Annotated in this window: 15 protein-coding genes; 12 read left to right on the forward strand and 3 right to left on the reverse strand. The window is 59.0% G+C overall.

Features of this window, described 5'->3' with window-relative positions; genetic code table 11:
• Positions 1–36 precede the first annotated feature (36 nt).
• Complete coding sequence (gene groL / locus R5R33_RS00290; RefSeq protein WP_318954087.1) at positions 37–1,659, forward strand: chaperonin GroEL; 1,623 nt, start codon at positions 37–39, stop codon at positions 1,657–1,659.
• 66 nt (positions 1,660–1,725) lie between these two features.
• Here the strand turns inward: groL and R5R33_RS00295 are convergent, their stop codons facing one another.
• The 3 genes from R5R33_RS00295 to R5R33_RS00305 all read right to left on the reverse strand — a co-directional run bounded on the left by R5R33_RS00295 (position 1,726) and on the right by R5R33_RS00305 (position 4,284).
• Positions 1,726–2,643, reverse strand: coding sequence for a 1-phosphofructokinase family hexose kinase (locus R5R33_RS00295; RefSeq protein WP_318954088.1), 918 nt, complete (start codon positions 2,641–2,643; stop codon positions 1,726–1,728).
• Between the two features lie 22 nt (positions 2,644–2,665).
• A complete protein-coding gene (gene gap, locus R5R33_RS00300; protein ID WP_318954089.1) occupies positions 2,666–3,664 on the reverse strand; it encodes a type I glyceraldehyde-3-phosphate dehydrogenase in 999 nt (332 codons plus the stop codon).
• A gap of 71 nt (positions 3,665–3,735) precedes the next feature.
• Positions 3,736–4,284, reverse strand: a complete 549-nt coding sequence (locus tag R5R33_RS00305; protein WP_318954090.1) for a GNAT family N-acetyltransferase — start codon at positions 4,282–4,284, stop codon at positions 3,736–3,738.
• A 144-nt stretch (positions 4,285–4,428) separates the two neighbouring features.
• Here R5R33_RS00305 and R5R33_RS00310 point away from each other — a divergent pair, with 144 nt between their 5' ends.
• From R5R33_RS00310 to hypE, 11 genes are read left to right on the forward strand one after another with little or no spacing between them, the layout of a single operon-like run.
• A complete protein-coding gene (locus R5R33_RS00310; RefSeq protein ID WP_318954091.1) occupies positions 4,429–5,550 on the forward strand; it encodes a 4Fe-4S dicluster domain-containing protein in 1,122 nt (373 codons plus the stop codon).
• Positions 5,547–6,029 carry a cyclic nucleotide-binding domain-containing protein gene (locus tag R5R33_RS00315; protein ID WP_318954092.1) on the forward strand — a complete coding sequence of 161 codons (483 nt, stop codon included), beginning with the start codon at positions 5,547–5,549 and terminating at the stop codon, positions 6,027–6,029. Before R5R33_RS00310 ends, R5R33_RS00315 begins: the two co-directional genes overlap by 4 nt.
• Positions 6,026–6,850, forward strand: a complete 825-nt coding sequence (locus tag R5R33_RS00320; RefSeq protein WP_318954093.1) for an FAD/NAD(P)-binding protein — start codon at positions 6,026–6,028, stop codon at positions 6,848–6,850. Before R5R33_RS00315 ends, R5R33_RS00320 begins: the two co-directional genes overlap by 4 nt.
• Positions 6,826–7,647 (forward strand): NADH-quinone oxidoreductase subunit B family protein, encoded by an 822-nt coding sequence (locus R5R33_RS00325; RefSeq protein WP_318954094.1) that lies wholly within the window; start codon positions 6,826–6,828, stop codon positions 7,645–7,647. The genes R5R33_RS00320 and R5R33_RS00325 overlap by 25 nt, the downstream gene beginning before the upstream one ends.
• Positions 7,634–8,953 (forward strand): Ni/Fe hydrogenase subunit alpha, encoded by a 1,320-nt coding sequence (locus R5R33_RS00330; RefSeq protein ID WP_318954095.1) that lies wholly within the window; start codon positions 7,634–7,636, stop codon positions 8,951–8,953. Before R5R33_RS00325 ends, R5R33_RS00330 begins: the two co-directional genes overlap by 14 nt.
• Complete coding sequence (locus R5R33_RS00335) at positions 8,950–9,435, forward strand: hydrogenase maturation protease (protein ID WP_318954096.1); 486 nt, start codon at positions 8,950–8,952, stop codon at positions 9,433–9,435. The genes R5R33_RS00330 and R5R33_RS00335 overlap by 4 nt, the downstream gene beginning before the upstream one ends.
• Positions 9,417–9,689 carry a hydrogenase/urease maturation nickel metallochaperone HypA gene (locus R5R33_RS00340; RefSeq protein ID WP_318954097.1) on the forward strand — a complete coding sequence of 91 codons (273 nt, stop codon included), beginning with the start codon at positions 9,417–9,419 and terminating at the stop codon, positions 9,687–9,689. The genes R5R33_RS00335 and R5R33_RS00340 overlap by 19 nt, the downstream gene beginning before the upstream one ends.
• Entirely contained in the window at positions 9,679–12,033 is a 2,355-nt protein-coding gene (gene hypF, locus R5R33_RS00345) for a carbamoyltransferase HypF (protein WP_318954098.1), read from the forward strand. The genes R5R33_RS00340 and hypF overlap by 11 nt, the downstream gene beginning before the upstream one ends.
• On the forward strand, positions 12,024–12,266 hold the full coding sequence (locus tag R5R33_RS00350; RefSeq protein ID WP_318954099.1) for a HypC/HybG/HupF family hydrogenase formation chaperone: 243 nt from the start codon (positions 12,024–12,026) through the stop codon (positions 12,264–12,266). Before hypF ends, R5R33_RS00350 begins: the two co-directional genes overlap by 10 nt.
• Positions 12,267–12,269: 3 nt before the next feature.
• Complete coding sequence (hypD, locus tag R5R33_RS00355) at positions 12,270–13,433, forward strand: hydrogenase formation protein HypD (RefSeq protein WP_318954100.1); 1,164 nt, start codon at positions 12,270–12,272, stop codon at positions 13,431–13,433.
• Positions 13,423–14,460 (forward strand): hydrogenase expression/formation protein HypE, encoded by a 1,038-nt coding sequence (gene hypE, locus R5R33_RS00360; RefSeq protein WP_318954101.1) that lies wholly within the window; start codon positions 13,423–13,425, stop codon positions 14,458–14,460. The genes hypD and hypE overlap by 11 nt, the downstream gene beginning before the upstream one ends.
• The last annotated feature ends 4 nt before the right edge of the window (positions 14,461–14,464 follow it).

Consider the following 14,464-nt stretch of genomic DNA (forward strand, 5'->3'; position numbering starts at 1 on the left):
TTTGCAGTTAACAGGTGAAAAATTCGGGACCAGAGCATGCCAGCCAAGCTCATCAAATTTGGTACAGACGCCCACACGCAGTTGATCGCGGGCGCGGCAATACTTGCCGACGCGGTTAAGGCCACCCTGGGGCCTAAGGGCCGAAATGTCATCATCGAGAAGCATTTTGGTTCGCCCGGCGTCACCAAGGACGGGGTTTCCGTGGCGAAGGAAGTGGAGCTGGAAGACAAATTCCAGAATATGGGCGCGCAGATGCTGCGGGAAGTAGCGGCCAAAACCTCCGATGTGGCCGGGGACGGGACGACCACGGCCACGGTACTGGCCCAGGCCATCATGCAGGAGGGGTTCAAGGCGGTGGTGTCGGGCATGAATCCGATGGACATCAAGCGCGGTATTGATCTGGCGGTCGCCGCCGCCGTGGAGCAGTTACACCAGCTGGCAACGCCCTGTGAAACCAGCAAGGCCATTGCACAGGTGGGAACCATCTCTGCCAACGGTGACGAGGACATCGGCAGCATCATTGCCCGGGCGATGGATAAGGTAGGGCGCGACGGTGTGATCACGATCGAGGAGGGCTCGGGGTTGATCAATGAGCTGGAAATCGTCGAAGGCATGCAGTTTTCTCGCGGTTATCTTTCCGCTTACTTTGTCAACGATCGCAGTGCCATGCGGGTAGAGCTCGAAGACGCGTTCGTACTTCTCTACGACAAGAAAGTTGGCAATATCCGTGATTGCCTGCCACTGCTCGACCAAATTGCCAAAACCGGCAGACCGCTGCTGTTTATTGCGGAGGACGTGGAAGCAGACGCGCTGGCGACCCTGGTGGTCAACGCGATGCGCGGGACCATGCATACCGTAGCCATCAAAGCCCCTGGTTTTGGTGATCGTCGCAAAGCCCTGCTGGAAGATATCGCGGTAATGACCGGGGGACGGGTGATTACGGAGGAGGTGGGGCTCAGCTTTGAGAACGCCACGCTGGAGGACCTCGGGCGCGCCCGCAAAGTCATCGTGACCAAGGATGACACCACCATAATTGGCGGTGCCGGTTCGCAGGAAAGTATCAACGCACAGATCGAGAATATCCGCGGACAGCTGGAATCCGCGCCGCTGGAATATGAAAAGGAAAAGTTGCGGGAGCGCCTCGCCAAACTGTCTGGCGGCGTGGGACTGATCAAAATCGGTGCGGCTACCGAAATCGAAATGAAGGAAAAGAAAGATCGGGTCGACGACGCCCTGAATGCCACCCGCGCTGCGGTGGAAGAGGGCGTGGTGCCTGGCGGTGGCGTGGCGCTTATCCGTGTCATGCAGGCATTAAAGAAAGCCAGGTTGAAGGGCGCCAACCACGATCAGGATGTGGGCATCGGTATCGCCATCGCGGCGCTGGAGCGACCTTTGCGAGAGATTGTGAACAATGCCGGGGAGGATGCCTCGGTGGTGATCAATGAAGTTAAGAAGCACAAAGGCAATTACGGTTATAACGCACAGACCGAAAAATTCGGTGATTTGGTGGAAATGGGGATTATTGATCCAGCCAAAGTGGCACGTACGGCGCTGCAGAACGCTGCGTCAATTGCCGGGCTGATGATCACTACGGCGGCAATGATTGCGATCAAGCCGCAACCCCAGGATGCACAGCCGGGTATGGAGCAGGGTATGTGACGCCGCGGTTAACACCGCGTCGTTATCGGGTCATGCTTGCTTTCTTACAATCGGTAACAACAAGAATTACATACTTCTGAACAGCAGCTCTGCATCCTCGCTGCGGCAAAGTTCGGTGCCCTCGGTCATGACAGCGGCCGCGCCGGCGGCCACGCCGAACTTTGCCGCCTCCAATAGCGTCATACCCCGAGAGAGGGCTGACAGCAGTCCACCAACCACGGCATCGCCGGCCCCCACCTTACTGCGTAGATGAACCGACGGCGCTGATATGCGCTCCAGTCCATCTCTGGTAGCAAGCATCACACCCGCTCTGCCGAGGGACAGGATCACCACCTCTGCGCCACGGCGGTCGATAATTTCGCGCACCGCCTGTTCGATCGCTGCATCATCAGTGAGCTCACGCCCAACCAGCTCCTCCAGTTCGCGCACATTGGGTTTGATCAGGTACACGCCAACATCCAGGGCGTGGCGCAGCGCGGCCATTTTGGTATCCACCACCACACGTATCCCGGCGGGCACCATGCGCAACAGCTCGCTGTACCATTCTGGTGCTATGCCCTCGGGCAAGCTGCCGCTAAACACCACGTACTGGGTGGCAGGGGGGATTTGGCGAACCTGGGCTAGCCACTGGGCGCGCTCTGTTGCCGAAAGCAGGGGACCCGGCATGCCAAAGCGGAAGAGGTTGCCGCTAGACGCCTCCTGAACAATTAGGTTCTCCCGCACCGACTCCGCAATCGGAATCGGCAGGTGTCGGACTTTTTCGTTATCGAGGAATTGGCCCAGCCTGCGGCCATTTTCACCCCCGCACGTCCAGTAGGCGGAGACATCGATGCCCAGTCGGGTAATGACCCGCGCTACGTTAAGGCCGCCACCGCCGGGATATGCGCCAATGTCGCTACAGGTAAGCTTGCAGTTGGGCAGGATTTGCGCGACGGATACCGTCTTGTCGATGCAGGGGTTCAGCGTAATGGTGACGATGGTCATGGGCGCGGTGCTCCACCGATGGCTACATCATCCGCGTGATCATATCCACGCAGCGTTGCGAAAACGCCCACTCGTTGTCATACCAGGCAAACACCTTGAGAAATTTGTCGCCCACCATCAGCGTATCTTTGGTAGTTATGATGGCACTGTAGGGCTTGCCGACGATATCACTCGATACGAGCTCCCGGTCGTCGACCGCAAGGATGCCCTTTAACGGACCCTCCGCCCAATGCCGGAATACGTTGTTGACCTCGTCGACATTAGTACCTTTTTTCAGGGTACAGGTGAGGTCGAGTAACGAGCCGCACTTAAGTGGCGAGCGCACGGCACAGCCGTGCAGCTTGCCCGCCAATCCCGGCAGGATCAGGCCGATGGTCGCCGCCGCGCCAGTGGTTGTGGGCACCAGATTGGCGGCCGCGGCGCGACCTCGACGGAATTTACTGCATTGGCCATCAACGAGATTCTGCGAGGATGTATAGGCATGGATGGTATTGATCATGCCGTGTTCGATACCGAATTCTTCGTTGAGGACCTTGGCCACTGGCGCGAGACAATTCGTGGTGCAGCTGGCGGTGGAAATGATGTTGTGCCGATGCCGGTCATAGCGGTGATCGTTGACGCCAACCACAAAATGGCCATCGATCATGCTCTGGCCTGGTGCGGATATAAGCACTTTTTTAGCGCCCGCCGTGATGTGTTTGTTGGCCCCGGCTCTGGTGCGAAACATGCCGGTAGCCTCGAATACAACGTCAACACCCTTTTCACCCCAGGGCAGTTTGGCGGGATCCTTCTCGGAACTGGCAGAAATTTCCTGACCGTCAACCAGCAGTACGTTGCCTTCACCGTGAACCTTCATGTCGCGGGTGTGGTAGGTGGTATCCAGCTCCAGCAGATAGGCGAGATTTTCCACGCTGGCGAGGTCGTTCACGTGCACGACTTCCAGACCACCGTGATGGGATTCAAGTGCGATGCGCAGTACTTGTCGGCCAATACGACCAAGTCCGTTTATGCCGATTCTCATTCGTTACTTCCTAATGTCCGTCTGCGGTCAAGCGCGGCAGTTGGGGGGCAACCCTGCACCGACACATTTCCTTATACGGTGGTCAGGTCGAGGGTATAGATAACCTGGGTGTGATCCCCCGGGTCGGTGCGGCAATCCCAGCCCATATTGCGTGCCACTTCACGCAGCCGGGAATTTGCCGCCGAGTCGATTGAGTAGAGGTGCTCAATCCCCCGTGCTCGGGCCGATTCAATCAGGCGGTTGATCAGCAGGGTACCCAGCCCCTGCATCTGCCAGTCATCGGCGATGACCACCGCACACTCGGCCGATTTGCCCGCAGGCTCAAGCGCGTAACGGGAAACACCAATTTCCGTTTCATCACCGTCGCTTTCGATGGTGGCGATAAAGGCCTCCCGCTGATCATGGTCGATATCTGTCAGCTGCTGCAGAAGAATTTCACTGGGGGCGCCGACGCCACCGAGAAAACGAAAATGGCGGGATTCCGGCGAGAGATTGGTAATGAATTCGCGCTCAAGGTCGATATCCGCTCTTTCCAGGGGACGTATCTTCACCACTTTGCCACTGCGCAACTTCTCTGTGACCGTTCTGGATAGTGCTTCCTGATGATGTTCGTTCGACATTGTCACCTGTCTCCTCTCAAGTGGTACCGTCCGTTTCTACACTCTGCATGAATAATAGTTCTGTGCGTTTGCTACCGCCCAATCCACAGAGGCAATTCGTGCACAATCTTTGGCGGCCCCGGGATGGGGTAGGGCGGTGGAATCATGGGAAAGTTCCTGCTGCAGGCAGACGATCTGGATGTGCTGATCCAGGTCATTGGTGCAGAAGGACACCGGCTCGTAGGGCCGGTTTTACGCGATGGCGCGATTGTCTATGACGAAATCCACAGTGCCTGCGACCTGCCGCGGGGCTGGACCGATGAACAGGAAAAAGGTCAGTACCGAATAAAAAGACGGGATGACGGCGCCTATTTCGGCTACGCCGCCGGCCCACACTCCTGGAAAAAATTTTTGCAGCTTCCGCGTCGTCAGGTGTGGCAGGCAGAAAGAGACACCAGCGGCATACGGATCACCGCCATAGAAGAGCCAGTGCCATCACTGGCATTTATTGGGGTGCGCAGCTGCGAGCTGCACGCCATTGCCATTCAGGATCGGGTCTTTCTGAGCGACCGCTATCCCAATGACAGTTACGCCAGGCGACGAAAACCTTTACTGGTGATTGCGGTGAACTGCACCGCTGCCGCATCCACTTGCTTTTGCACATCGATGAATACCGGGCCGGAAGTAACGCTGCCAACGGACCTGACCATGACCGAAGTCATTGACGGCGAAACCCACTTTTTCGTGATCGCGGCCGGCTCCAAACGGGGCGAGCGAATTCTTCAGCAGTTACCGGTGCAACCCGCAGAAACACAGCACATCGAGCAGGCACAGCGGGGTATTCAGGCCGCGGAAGTGCAGATGCAACAGGGCCCCCGCCACTTCGACAGTTCCGATATCAAGGACCTGCTGTATCGGAATTACGAAAGCCCGGAATGGGAGGAGGTGGCCAATCGCTGCCTCAGCTGTGCCAACTGCACCATGGCGTGCCCCACCTGTTTCTGCTCGACGGTGGAAGACACCACAGACCTGAGCGGTGACAACGCGGCGCGTTGGGAGCGCTGGGACTCCTGCTTCACCGGGGACTTCAGCTACATCACCGGTGGTGCAGTGCGGCCAGATACGCGTTCCCGCTACCGCCAGTGGATGACCCACAAACTGGCGACCTGGCACGATCAGTTTGGAACCTCTGGCTGCGTGGGCTGCGGTCGCTGTATTGCCTGGTGCCCGGTGGGAATAGACCTGACAGAAGAACTACAACGTATACGGGAAATGGAAAAACCATGAAAAGCATGGCGCAACTGCTGCACGAGCACCCGTTCTTCAACGGCATGAACGAAAGCCAACTGGACTTTATCGCCGGTTGTGGAGAAAACCATATTTACAATGCCGGCGAATATATCGCGCGGGAAAACGAACCGGCGGATCACTTTTTCCTGATCCGGGACGGGCAGGTGGCGGTGGAATGTTTCGTACCCAACTACGGCGCGCTGTGTTTGCAAACACTGCACGACGGCGACATCTTCGGCTGGTCCTGGCTGTTCCCGCCCTATCTCTGGACCTTTGATGCCCGTGCCGTGGATGAGGTGCATGCGATCCGTCTCGATGGTAAGTGCCTGCGGGAGAAATGCGAGACGGACACGGCGATGGGATGCGAGCTGATGAAGCGTTTCGCACGCATCGTTACCCAGCGGCTGCGCGCAACACGTATGCAGCTGATGGACGTTTACAGCCTGCAGCGTCCGCCAGTGGATCGCGGTCAATGATACCGACACTGTATCGGATCGATGAACGCAGCGAAGAATATACGGGGACTTTTACCCTGCAAATTCGCCCGCAACCCGGCGACCGGCCAACACCGTTTGTGCCTGGGCAGTTCAATATGCTGTATGCATTTGGCGCCGGCGAAGTGCCTATTTCCATGAGCGGCTCACCGTCGGATGACGACAGCTACGTACACACCATCCGCAGTCACGGTTTGGTCACCCAGGCGCTTGCGCGACTGAGACCGGGGGATGTGATCGGGGTGCGCGGTCCTTTTGGCTGCGGTTGGCCACTAGAAGTCGCAGCCGGCAAGGAAGTATTGATCATTGCCGGGGGGCTCGGGCTAGCCCCTCTGCGCCCGCTGATTTACAGCCTGCTGGGTGGACACCACCGCGCAACTCGAGTGTGGCTGTTTTATGGCGCTCGCCGTCCGCAGGAACTGCTCTATCAGCGAGAACTCGAGCGCTGGCAATCCGAACACAGCGAGGGGGACCTGAAACTCACCGTAACCGTGGATCAAGCGGACAGCGGCTGGCGCGGCAGGGTTGGTGTAATTACCCAACCACTCGAGGCCGCACACATCGACGGCCAGAGTGCCATAGCGTTTCTGTGTGGCCCGGAAGTGATGATGCGCTTCTGCATTCAGACCCTGCTCGACAAGGGGGTCCCTGAAGGCGCCATCTACCTGTCGATGGAGCGTAATATGAAATGCGCCACCGGCCTCTGCGGCCACTGCCAGTGGGGGCCGAATTTTGTGTGTAAGGACGGGCCGGTGTTCCGTTACGGGAGTGTGCGATCGTGGTTCAACCTGCGCGCACTCTAGACGAGCCCAATGACAAGGCGCGCCTGGCGGTGTGGAAATTCACCTCCTGCGATGGTTGCCAGCTGAGCCTGCTGGACTGTGAGGATGAACTGTTGCAGCTGGCGGACTGTATGGAAATTGCCTATTTCATGGAGGCTTCCAGCAACCCGTCACCCGGGCCTTACGATCTGTCGCTGGTGGAAGGTTCGGTGACCACCGCGGATGAAGTACGGCGAATCCGCGAGATCCGCGCGCAGTCCCGGGTACTGGTGACCATCGGTGCCTGTGCAACCGCCGGCGGTATCCAGGCACTGCGTAACTTCGCCGATGTCGACGATTTCATCGCCGCGGTTTACGCCCAGCCGGAATATATCGACACGCTCAAGACCTCGACGCCCATCAGTACCCATGTAGCCGTGGACTTCGAGCTGCACGGTTGCCCCATCAATAAAAAGCAATTGCTGGAAGTCATCAGTGCTTTCCTGCATCGGCGCCCGCCACAGGTGCCACCACACTCGGTCTGCATTGAGTGCAAAATGCGTGGCAATGTGTGCGTCTGGGTAGCGCACGGGACCCCCTGTATGGGGCCGGTGACCCACGCGGGCTGCGGTGCCATCTGCCCGGCGTATTCCCGCGGTTGCTACGGATGTTACGGACCCAAAGAAAACCCTAACACGGCCTCCCTGAGTCACTGGTGGCAGCGCGAACTGGGTGCCGAGAAGGTGGTGCTGATCGAAAACCTGCGCAACTTCAATGCCGCTGCCCCGGATTTCGAAGCGGAGAGCCGGCGCCAGGAAGGTGGCGATGGCCAAAAGTAAAACCATCAAGGTCGATTACCTGGCGCGGGTGGAAGGCGAGGGAGCGCTGTACATCCGCTATGACGACGCCGGCGTGCACGACGTCAAATTGAAGATCTTCGAGCCACCGCGTTTTTTTGAAGGATTTATGCGTGGGCGGGATTTTCGCGAAGCGCCGGATATCACCGCGCGCATTTGCGGCATCTGCCCGATTGCCTACCAGATGAGCGCCGTCCACGCGATGGAAGACGCACTGGGGCTGACACTGCCACCAGAACTGCATGCGCTGCGCAGACTGATCTACTGCGGTGAGTGGATCGAGAGCCACACACTGCACATATATATGCTGCATGCACCAGACTTTCTCGGTTATCCCGGGGCGGTAGCCATGGCCAAAGACCACCCGCAGATTGTGCAGGACGGTCTGAGCATCAAAAAAGCCGGCAATGCCATCGTCGGCTTGCTGGGGGGCAGGGAGGTGCACCCGATCAATGTGCGGGTTGGGGGCTTCTACCGGGTGCCGAGCGCGGGTGAGCTTCAGCCGCTGCGCGAACAATTGTTGCATGGGCGGGACATGGCCATGGAGACCGTACGCTGGGCGGTATCCCTGCCATTTCCCAAATTCGAGCGCGCGCTGTCCGAGCAGTACGAGTTTGTCGCGCTCTCCCATAGCAACGAATACCCGATGAACCGGGGTTCCATTGTTTCGACCCGCGGGCTCGCGATACCCGTGCGCGACTACGACAGTCATTTCCGCGAGGAGCATGTCGAATACAGCAGCGCTCTCCACAGTACCCTGATTGAACGCGGTGCGTATTTTGTCGGCCCGATGGCGCGCTACAACCTGAATTACGACCGGCTGTCACCCATGGTGCGGCAAGTGGCAGGCGAAATGGGCTTCCCGCCATTCTGTGCCAATCCGTTCCACAGCATAGTGGTGCGAAGCCTCGAAGTACTTTTTGCCTTCGATGAAGCCGTGCGACTTATCGATGAATACCGCAAGCCCGACGTCGCTTATATATCTGCAGAAACTCACGCGGGAACTGGCTATGGCGCCACCGAAGCACCCCGCGGCCTGTTATACCACCGCTACTCCATCGACGACGCCGGCAAAATTACCGAGGCAAAGATTGTTGCACCGACCTCGCAGAACCAGAAAACGATCGAGGATGACCTGCGCCTGATGTTGCCGAAGTTTATGCACCTGCCTGAAAAGCAGTTACAGGCCCAGTGTGAACAGGCAATACGCAATTACGACCCGTGTATATCCTGCTCCACCCATTTCCTGAAAATGAACCTGCAGCGCGTCGAGAGGACCAGTTCATGAGCGATTGGGCGGTAATCAGCCTCGGCAACCGCTTTCGCGGTGACGACAGTGTCGGCCCCTATGTGCTCCACAGGCTGCGGCCACACCTAGAGCCGGCGGTGCCGTGTATCGAAAACGGTGGGGACATCGCGAGCCTGCTGGAGGTGTGGAAAGACCGCCATGTTTGCATGGTGGACGCCGTGGCCGCGGACGATCTCGCCACCGGCGCGATCCTGCGCCTCGACGGGCTCGCGCAAGAGATTCTGCCGAGTCTCTGCACCACTTCAAGCCACGGCATCAATCTCGGTGAGGCGCTGGAGATGGGCCGCCTTCTGCAAGCTCTGCCACAACGGCTGGAAATCTATGGGATCTGCGGCGAGAACTTTGCCATTAGTGCCGGCCTGTCGCCGGCGGTACAGGCCGCCGCAGAAATCGTGGAACAGGAGATCCTTGCTCTGCTAAATACATACTCCGGAGGTTCGCCATGCACGAACAATCGCTGATCAATAACCTGCTCGACAAGATACAGCGGCTGGCGGCCACCGAGGACGGCCGGCTGATCGCCGCGACACTTCGCCTGGGGGTACTGGCCCATATCTCTGCCGAGCACCTGCGCGAACATTTCGAGCAGGCTACGGCCGGCACCAGCTTGGAAGGACTGCGGCTACATATCGAGGAACAACCGGACATCCACCACCCCGAGGCGCAGGACATCATCCTCGACAGTCTGGAGTTTGAACGTGCCGATGAATGCTGAAGCTCAAGAGCGTCTTCGACTCGATATTCGCGGGGTGGTACAGGGGGTCGGCTTTCGCCCGTTTATCTATAAACTCGCCATGGCTTGCCGTCTGAACGGCTGGACCGCCAATAATGGCACCGGTGTCAGAGTGGAAATAGAAGGGAGCCGCGCGGACCTACGTCGATTCCTGGAAACATTGCCGCTGGAAAAACCCGCACTTGCGGAAATCGAGTACCTTTCAAGCACACCCATCCCGCTTCAGCAGGCTAGGGGTTTCCACATCTGCACCAGCGAAACCGGCACCGAGGTTGCGGCGGTACTTCCTCCGGACCTCGCGCCCTGCGAGGACTGCCTGCAGGAAATTTCCGATCCGGAAAACCGCCGCTTTCGCTACCCATTTACCAATTGCACACGCTGCGGCCCGCGTTTCAGTATTGTCGAGCGGTTGCCCTACGACCGCGCCCGCACCGCCATGAAGCATTTCCCGTTGTGCGCCGCCTGTGAACGCGAATACCGCGACCCTGGCAACCGGCGCTTTCACGCCGAACCAATAGCATGTCCGGATTGCGGGCCGGCTCTGACGTTGCTGGACCAGTTTGGCAATGCGCTCGCGGAACGGGACGATGCTCTGCGACAGGCAGTCTCGGCAATCCGCGCCGGCAAGATTGTTGCGCTAAAAGGCGTCGGCGGTTTCCAGTTACTGGTGGATGCCGCCAATACCACCGCTGTAAAGCGGCTGCGGGATCGCAAGTGTCGCCCCCACAAGCCATTCGCACTAATGTACCCGGACATACAGAGCCTGCAGGCTGACTGCGTTACCTCGACGGAGGAAGAAGCCCTACTGTGCGCCCAGCAACGACCAATATTGCTGCTGAAAGCTAAAGCACAGTCACAAGCCGTTATCAGTCCCGAGGTGGCGCCGGCAAATCCGAACCTCGGCGCGATGCTGCCGAGTTCGCCATTGCACTATTTATTGCTGCAATCGTTGCAGCGACCACTTATCGCCACGAGTGGCAACCTGTCTGGTGAGCCGATCTGTATCGACAATGCCGAGGCAGTCCAGCGGCTCGGTAAAATTGCCGACCTGTTTTTGCTCCACGACCGCGCCATCCTGCGCCCGCTGGACGATTCCGTGGTGCGGGTGATGGGGGGGCAGCCCGTGCTGTTTCGCCGTGCGCGCGGCTATGCACCGCTGCCGCTGCCATTACCGGATACCTTAAGCTGTGACGAGCCATTGCTTGCGCTTGGTGCCGATCTTAAAAATTGCGTAGCGGCCTGCTGCGGTAATACCGCCTATCTCGGCCCCTATGTCGGTGACTTGCAGGACCGCAGCGCGCAGCGACAGTTTGAGCGCGCCATTGCCGATATCGCCCACCTGCACGGCCTGACACCAGCGAATCTGCTGTGCGATCGACACCGGGGTTATATTTCGAATCGCTGGGCCCGCCAGCAATGGTCAGAACATGGTGGAGAGAAGACCGCGGGAGCGCTGGAGATTCAACACCATGTCGCGCACTTTTTTTCCTGCATGGCAGAGCATCAGTACCGCGGCTCGGCGGTGGGAATCAGCTGGGACGGCACCGGGTTCGGGGAAGACGGTAGCGTGCGCGGCAGTGAGTGCCTGTACTGGAACGGCCGCGATGCCGTAAAGCGCATCGCGAGTTTACGCGACTTCCCGCTACCCGGCGGTGAAAGTGCGATCCATGACCCACGCCGAATCCTCGCCGGTATGCTGTATGAATGCCTCGGAGAGCGCGCATTTTCATGTGTACTACTGCAGAACAAATTCGACACCACCGAATTATCCATTGTGCGCACCATGCTCAAGCGCGGGATCAACACGCCGCGCTGCTCCAGTATGGGACGGCTGTTTGATGCCGTAGCGGTAATTCTGGGGTTGGTCGATTCCGTCAGTTTCGAAGGTCAGGCGGCGATGGCGGTTGAGTTTGCGGCGGAGCCTTCCGCTAGCGAGATCTGCTATCCCTTCTCTATAGAAGATACAAGCCAGGCAAGCTGCACCCTCGACTGGGCACCGATGGTGCTGGCACTGCTGGATCAAGAGGATTGCGGACTTTCCGTCGCTGACCGCGCTTGCGCCTTTCACAACACCCTCGCACAAATGGTGCAGGCCGCCGTGCACCGCGCCGGCGAGCGGCATGTCTTTCTGTCCGGCGGGGTGTTCCAGAACAAACGCCTGCTGGAAAACACCGCCGGGCTTTTGCGGCACAACGGCTTTCACGTGCACTGCCACAGCAAGGTGCCGCCCAATGATGGTGGCATTGCCCTCGGGCAGCTGTATTACGCCCGCTGTATGGCCGATTGCCGGGTAGCCAGCGACGAGGGCAGTGCGATATGTGTCTAGGCATACCCGGGCGTGTCGAGGAAATCCTCAATCTCGCCGCGCTCGAGCGCACGGCACGGGTCAGCTTCGGCGGTATTACCAAGGACATCAATATTGCCTATGTGCCGGAAGCTGTTGTGGGGGATTATGTGATCGTGCACGTGGGGTTTGCCATCAGCCGCGTCAATGAGCAGGAAGCCCAACGAATATTCGATTATCTCGGGCAGCTCGGTGATCTGGAGGAACTGGAATAACCCATGAAATTCCTGCACGAATATCGCCAGCGCCAGGACATTGAGCGAGCTGCACGCGTAATCGCGAAAATCACCACCCGCCCCTGGACGATCATGGAAGTGTGCGGTGGGCAGACACACGCGATCGTCAAATACGGTCTGCAACAGTTCCTGCCATCGGCGATTACACTGGTGCACGGTCCCGGCTGCCCGGTGTGCGTCACCCCGCTGGAGATCATCGATCAGGCCATCGCCATTGCCTCGCGGTCGGACGTCATATTCTGTTCTTTCGGCGACATGCTGCGGGTGCCGGGCAGTGCGCACGATCTGCTCACAGTGAAGGCCCGGGGTGGGGATGTGCGCATGGTTTATTCCCCGCTGCACGCGCTGGCTATCGCCAGGCAAAATCCCCAGCGCAAGGTGGTGTTCTTCGCCGTCGGATTTGAGACCACCGGGCCCGCCAATGCCATGGCCGCGTTCCTCGCCCGTGAGCAAGGCCTGCGAAATTTTTCCCTGCTGGTATCCCAGTTTCTGGTACCCCCCGCCATAGCGGCAATCAGCGGCGCCACCGATTCACAGGTTGATGGGTATCTGGCCGCCGGTCATGTGTGCGCGGTGACCGGCTTCGAGTCCTACAATGTACTAGCAGATAACTTCAAAGTGCCGATCGTGGTAACCGGGTTTGAGCCGCTGGATATTCTCCAGGGAATCTTGATGGTCGTGCGGCAGCTCGAACGCGGGGAATACCTGGTACAAAACCAGTATGCGCGTGCCGTAGCGCGCACCGGTAACCAGCGGGCGCAGGACATGCTGCGGCAGGTGTTCGAGGTCACTTCACAGACCTGGCGCGGCGTTGGCGAAATTCCCGCAAGCGGCCTGCGCCTGCGCGCGCCATTTTCTGCGCTGGATGCCAGGCAACTTTTTGCCGGCGAAAGGTCGTCCCCGTGTGATACCAGTGGCTGTATCAGCGGCGAGATCATGCAGGGGCGCAAAAAACCGATCGAGTGCCCGCATTTTGGCCAGCGCTGCCAGCCTCAGCATCCATTGGGGGCGCCGATGGTGTCGTCCGAGGGCCCGTGCGCCGCCTATTACCGCTACCGTACCCGGGTGATCACCAGCGACGCTATAAACAATCAAACCAATACCTCAGCCAACAATTTAGCCAACACCTCAGCCCATGAATATTGATTGTCCGCTTCCCGTTGATACCGAAGAGACCATTCGCCTCGGTCACGGCAGTGGCGGTGAGCTGAGCCAGAAATTGTTCCGCGACTACATCCATCCCTACATCAAAAATCCCTGGTTGGACCGGTTGCACGATAGCGCATGTCTGCCATTTGCCGGTGGGCGGCTGGCGTTCACCACGGATTCTTTCGTGGTCTCGCCGTTATTTTTCCCCGGCGGCAATATCGGTGAACTCGCGGTTTACGGCACCGTCAATGATCTGGCGATGAGCGGGGCGCGCCCGATGTATTTGAGCTGCAGCCTGGTCCTCGAAGAGGGGTTGCCCCTGAAAACCCTGGCGAGAGTGATGGCGTCAATGGGGCGCGCTGCCGCACAAAGCGGTGTGCAGCTGGTCACCGGCGACACCAAGGTAGTGGAGCGGGGAAAGGGTGATGGCTTGTATATCAATACCGCCGGGGTCGGGGTGTTGGAACACGAACGAGCGATTGAACCCGGGGCCATATGCGCCGGCGATCGGATACTCCTGTCTGGCGATATCGGCCGTCACGGTATGGCGGTGATGGCGAGTCGCGAAGGGCTCGCGTTCGATACGCCGTTGCAAAGCGATTGTGCACCGCTACATGGACCGGTTCATGACCTGCTGGAGGCAGGTATCCGGGTGCACTGCCTGCGGGATCTCACCCGCGGTGGCCTTGCCACGGCACTGGTGGAACTGGCGAGAGCACGGGGCGCATCCTTTGTGCTGCAGGAAAGCGCGGTACCGATCTGCGCGTCGGTGGAGGGGGCGTGCGAGCTGTTGGGGCTGGATCCCTTCTATGTGGCCAACGAAGGGCGCTTTGTGGTGTTTGTGGCGCCGGAGGATGAACCGGCGGCGCTGGACATATTGCACCGCCATACGGTGTCTGCGGCAAGCCGGACCATAGGGCAGGTGACCGCCGTAGGCCGCCCAGACGTAGTCCTGACGAATGTCCTCGGCTGCGAGCGTCTGCTCGACCTGCTTCCGGGGGAGCAGTTACCGCGCATTTGCTGAGGGC

Source organism: Microbulbifer pacificus (genome assembly GCF_033723955.1).
Taxonomy (GTDB): Bacteria; Pseudomonadota; Gammaproteobacteria; order Pseudomonadales; family Cellvibrionaceae; genus Microbulbifer; species Microbulbifer pacificus.

Bases quoted from the DNA above. Each gene is read 5' to 3' on its own strand.
- groL (WP_318954087.1), top strand. From the start codon at position 37: ATGCCAGCCAAGCTCATCAAATTTGGTACAGACGCCCACACGCAGTTG.
- R5R33_RS00295 (WP_318954088.1), bottom strand. From the start codon at position 2,643: ATGACCATCGTCACCATTACGCTGAACCCCTGCATCGACAAGACGGTA.
- gap (WP_318954089.1), bottom strand. From the start codon at position 3,664: ATGAGAATCGGCATAAACGGACTTGGTCGTATTGGCCGACAAGTACTG.
- R5R33_RS00305 (WP_318954090.1), bottom strand. From the start codon at position 4,284: ATGTCGAACGAACATCATCAGGAAGCACTATCCAGAACGGTCACAGAG.
- R5R33_RS00310 (WP_318954091.1), top strand. From the start codon at position 4,429: ATGGGAAAGTTCCTGCTGCAGGCAGACGATCTGGATGTGCTGATCCAG.
- R5R33_RS00315 (WP_318954092.1), top strand. From the start codon at position 5,547: ATGAAAAGCATGGCGCAACTGCTGCACGAGCACCCGTTCTTCAACGGC.
- R5R33_RS00320 (WP_318954093.1), top strand. From the start codon at position 6,026: ATGATACCGACACTGTATCGGATCGATGAACGCAGCGAAGAATATACG.
- R5R33_RS00330 (WP_318954095.1), top strand. From the start codon at position 7,634: ATGGCCAAAAGTAAAACCATCAAGGTCGATTACCTGGCGCGGGTGGAA.
- R5R33_RS00335 (WP_318954096.1), top strand. From the start codon at position 8,950: ATGAGCGATTGGGCGGTAATCAGCCTCGGCAACCGCTTTCGCGGTGAC.
- R5R33_RS00340 (WP_318954097.1), top strand. From the start codon at position 9,417: ATGCACGAACAATCGCTGATCAATAACCTGCTCGACAAGATACAGCGG.
- hypF (WP_318954098.1), top strand. From the start codon at position 9,679: ATGAATGCTGAAGCTCAAGAGCGTCTTCGACTCGATATTCGCGGGGTG.
- R5R33_RS00350 (WP_318954099.1), top strand. From the start codon at position 12,024: ATGTGTCTAGGCATACCCGGGCGTGTCGAGGAAATCCTCAATCTCGCC.
- hypD (WP_318954100.1), top strand. From the start codon at position 12,270: ATGAAATTCCTGCACGAATATCGCCAGCGCCAGGACATTGAGCGAGCT.
- hypE (WP_318954101.1), top strand. From the start codon at position 13,423: ATGAATATTGATTGTCCGCTTCCCGTTGATACCGAAGAGACCATTCGC.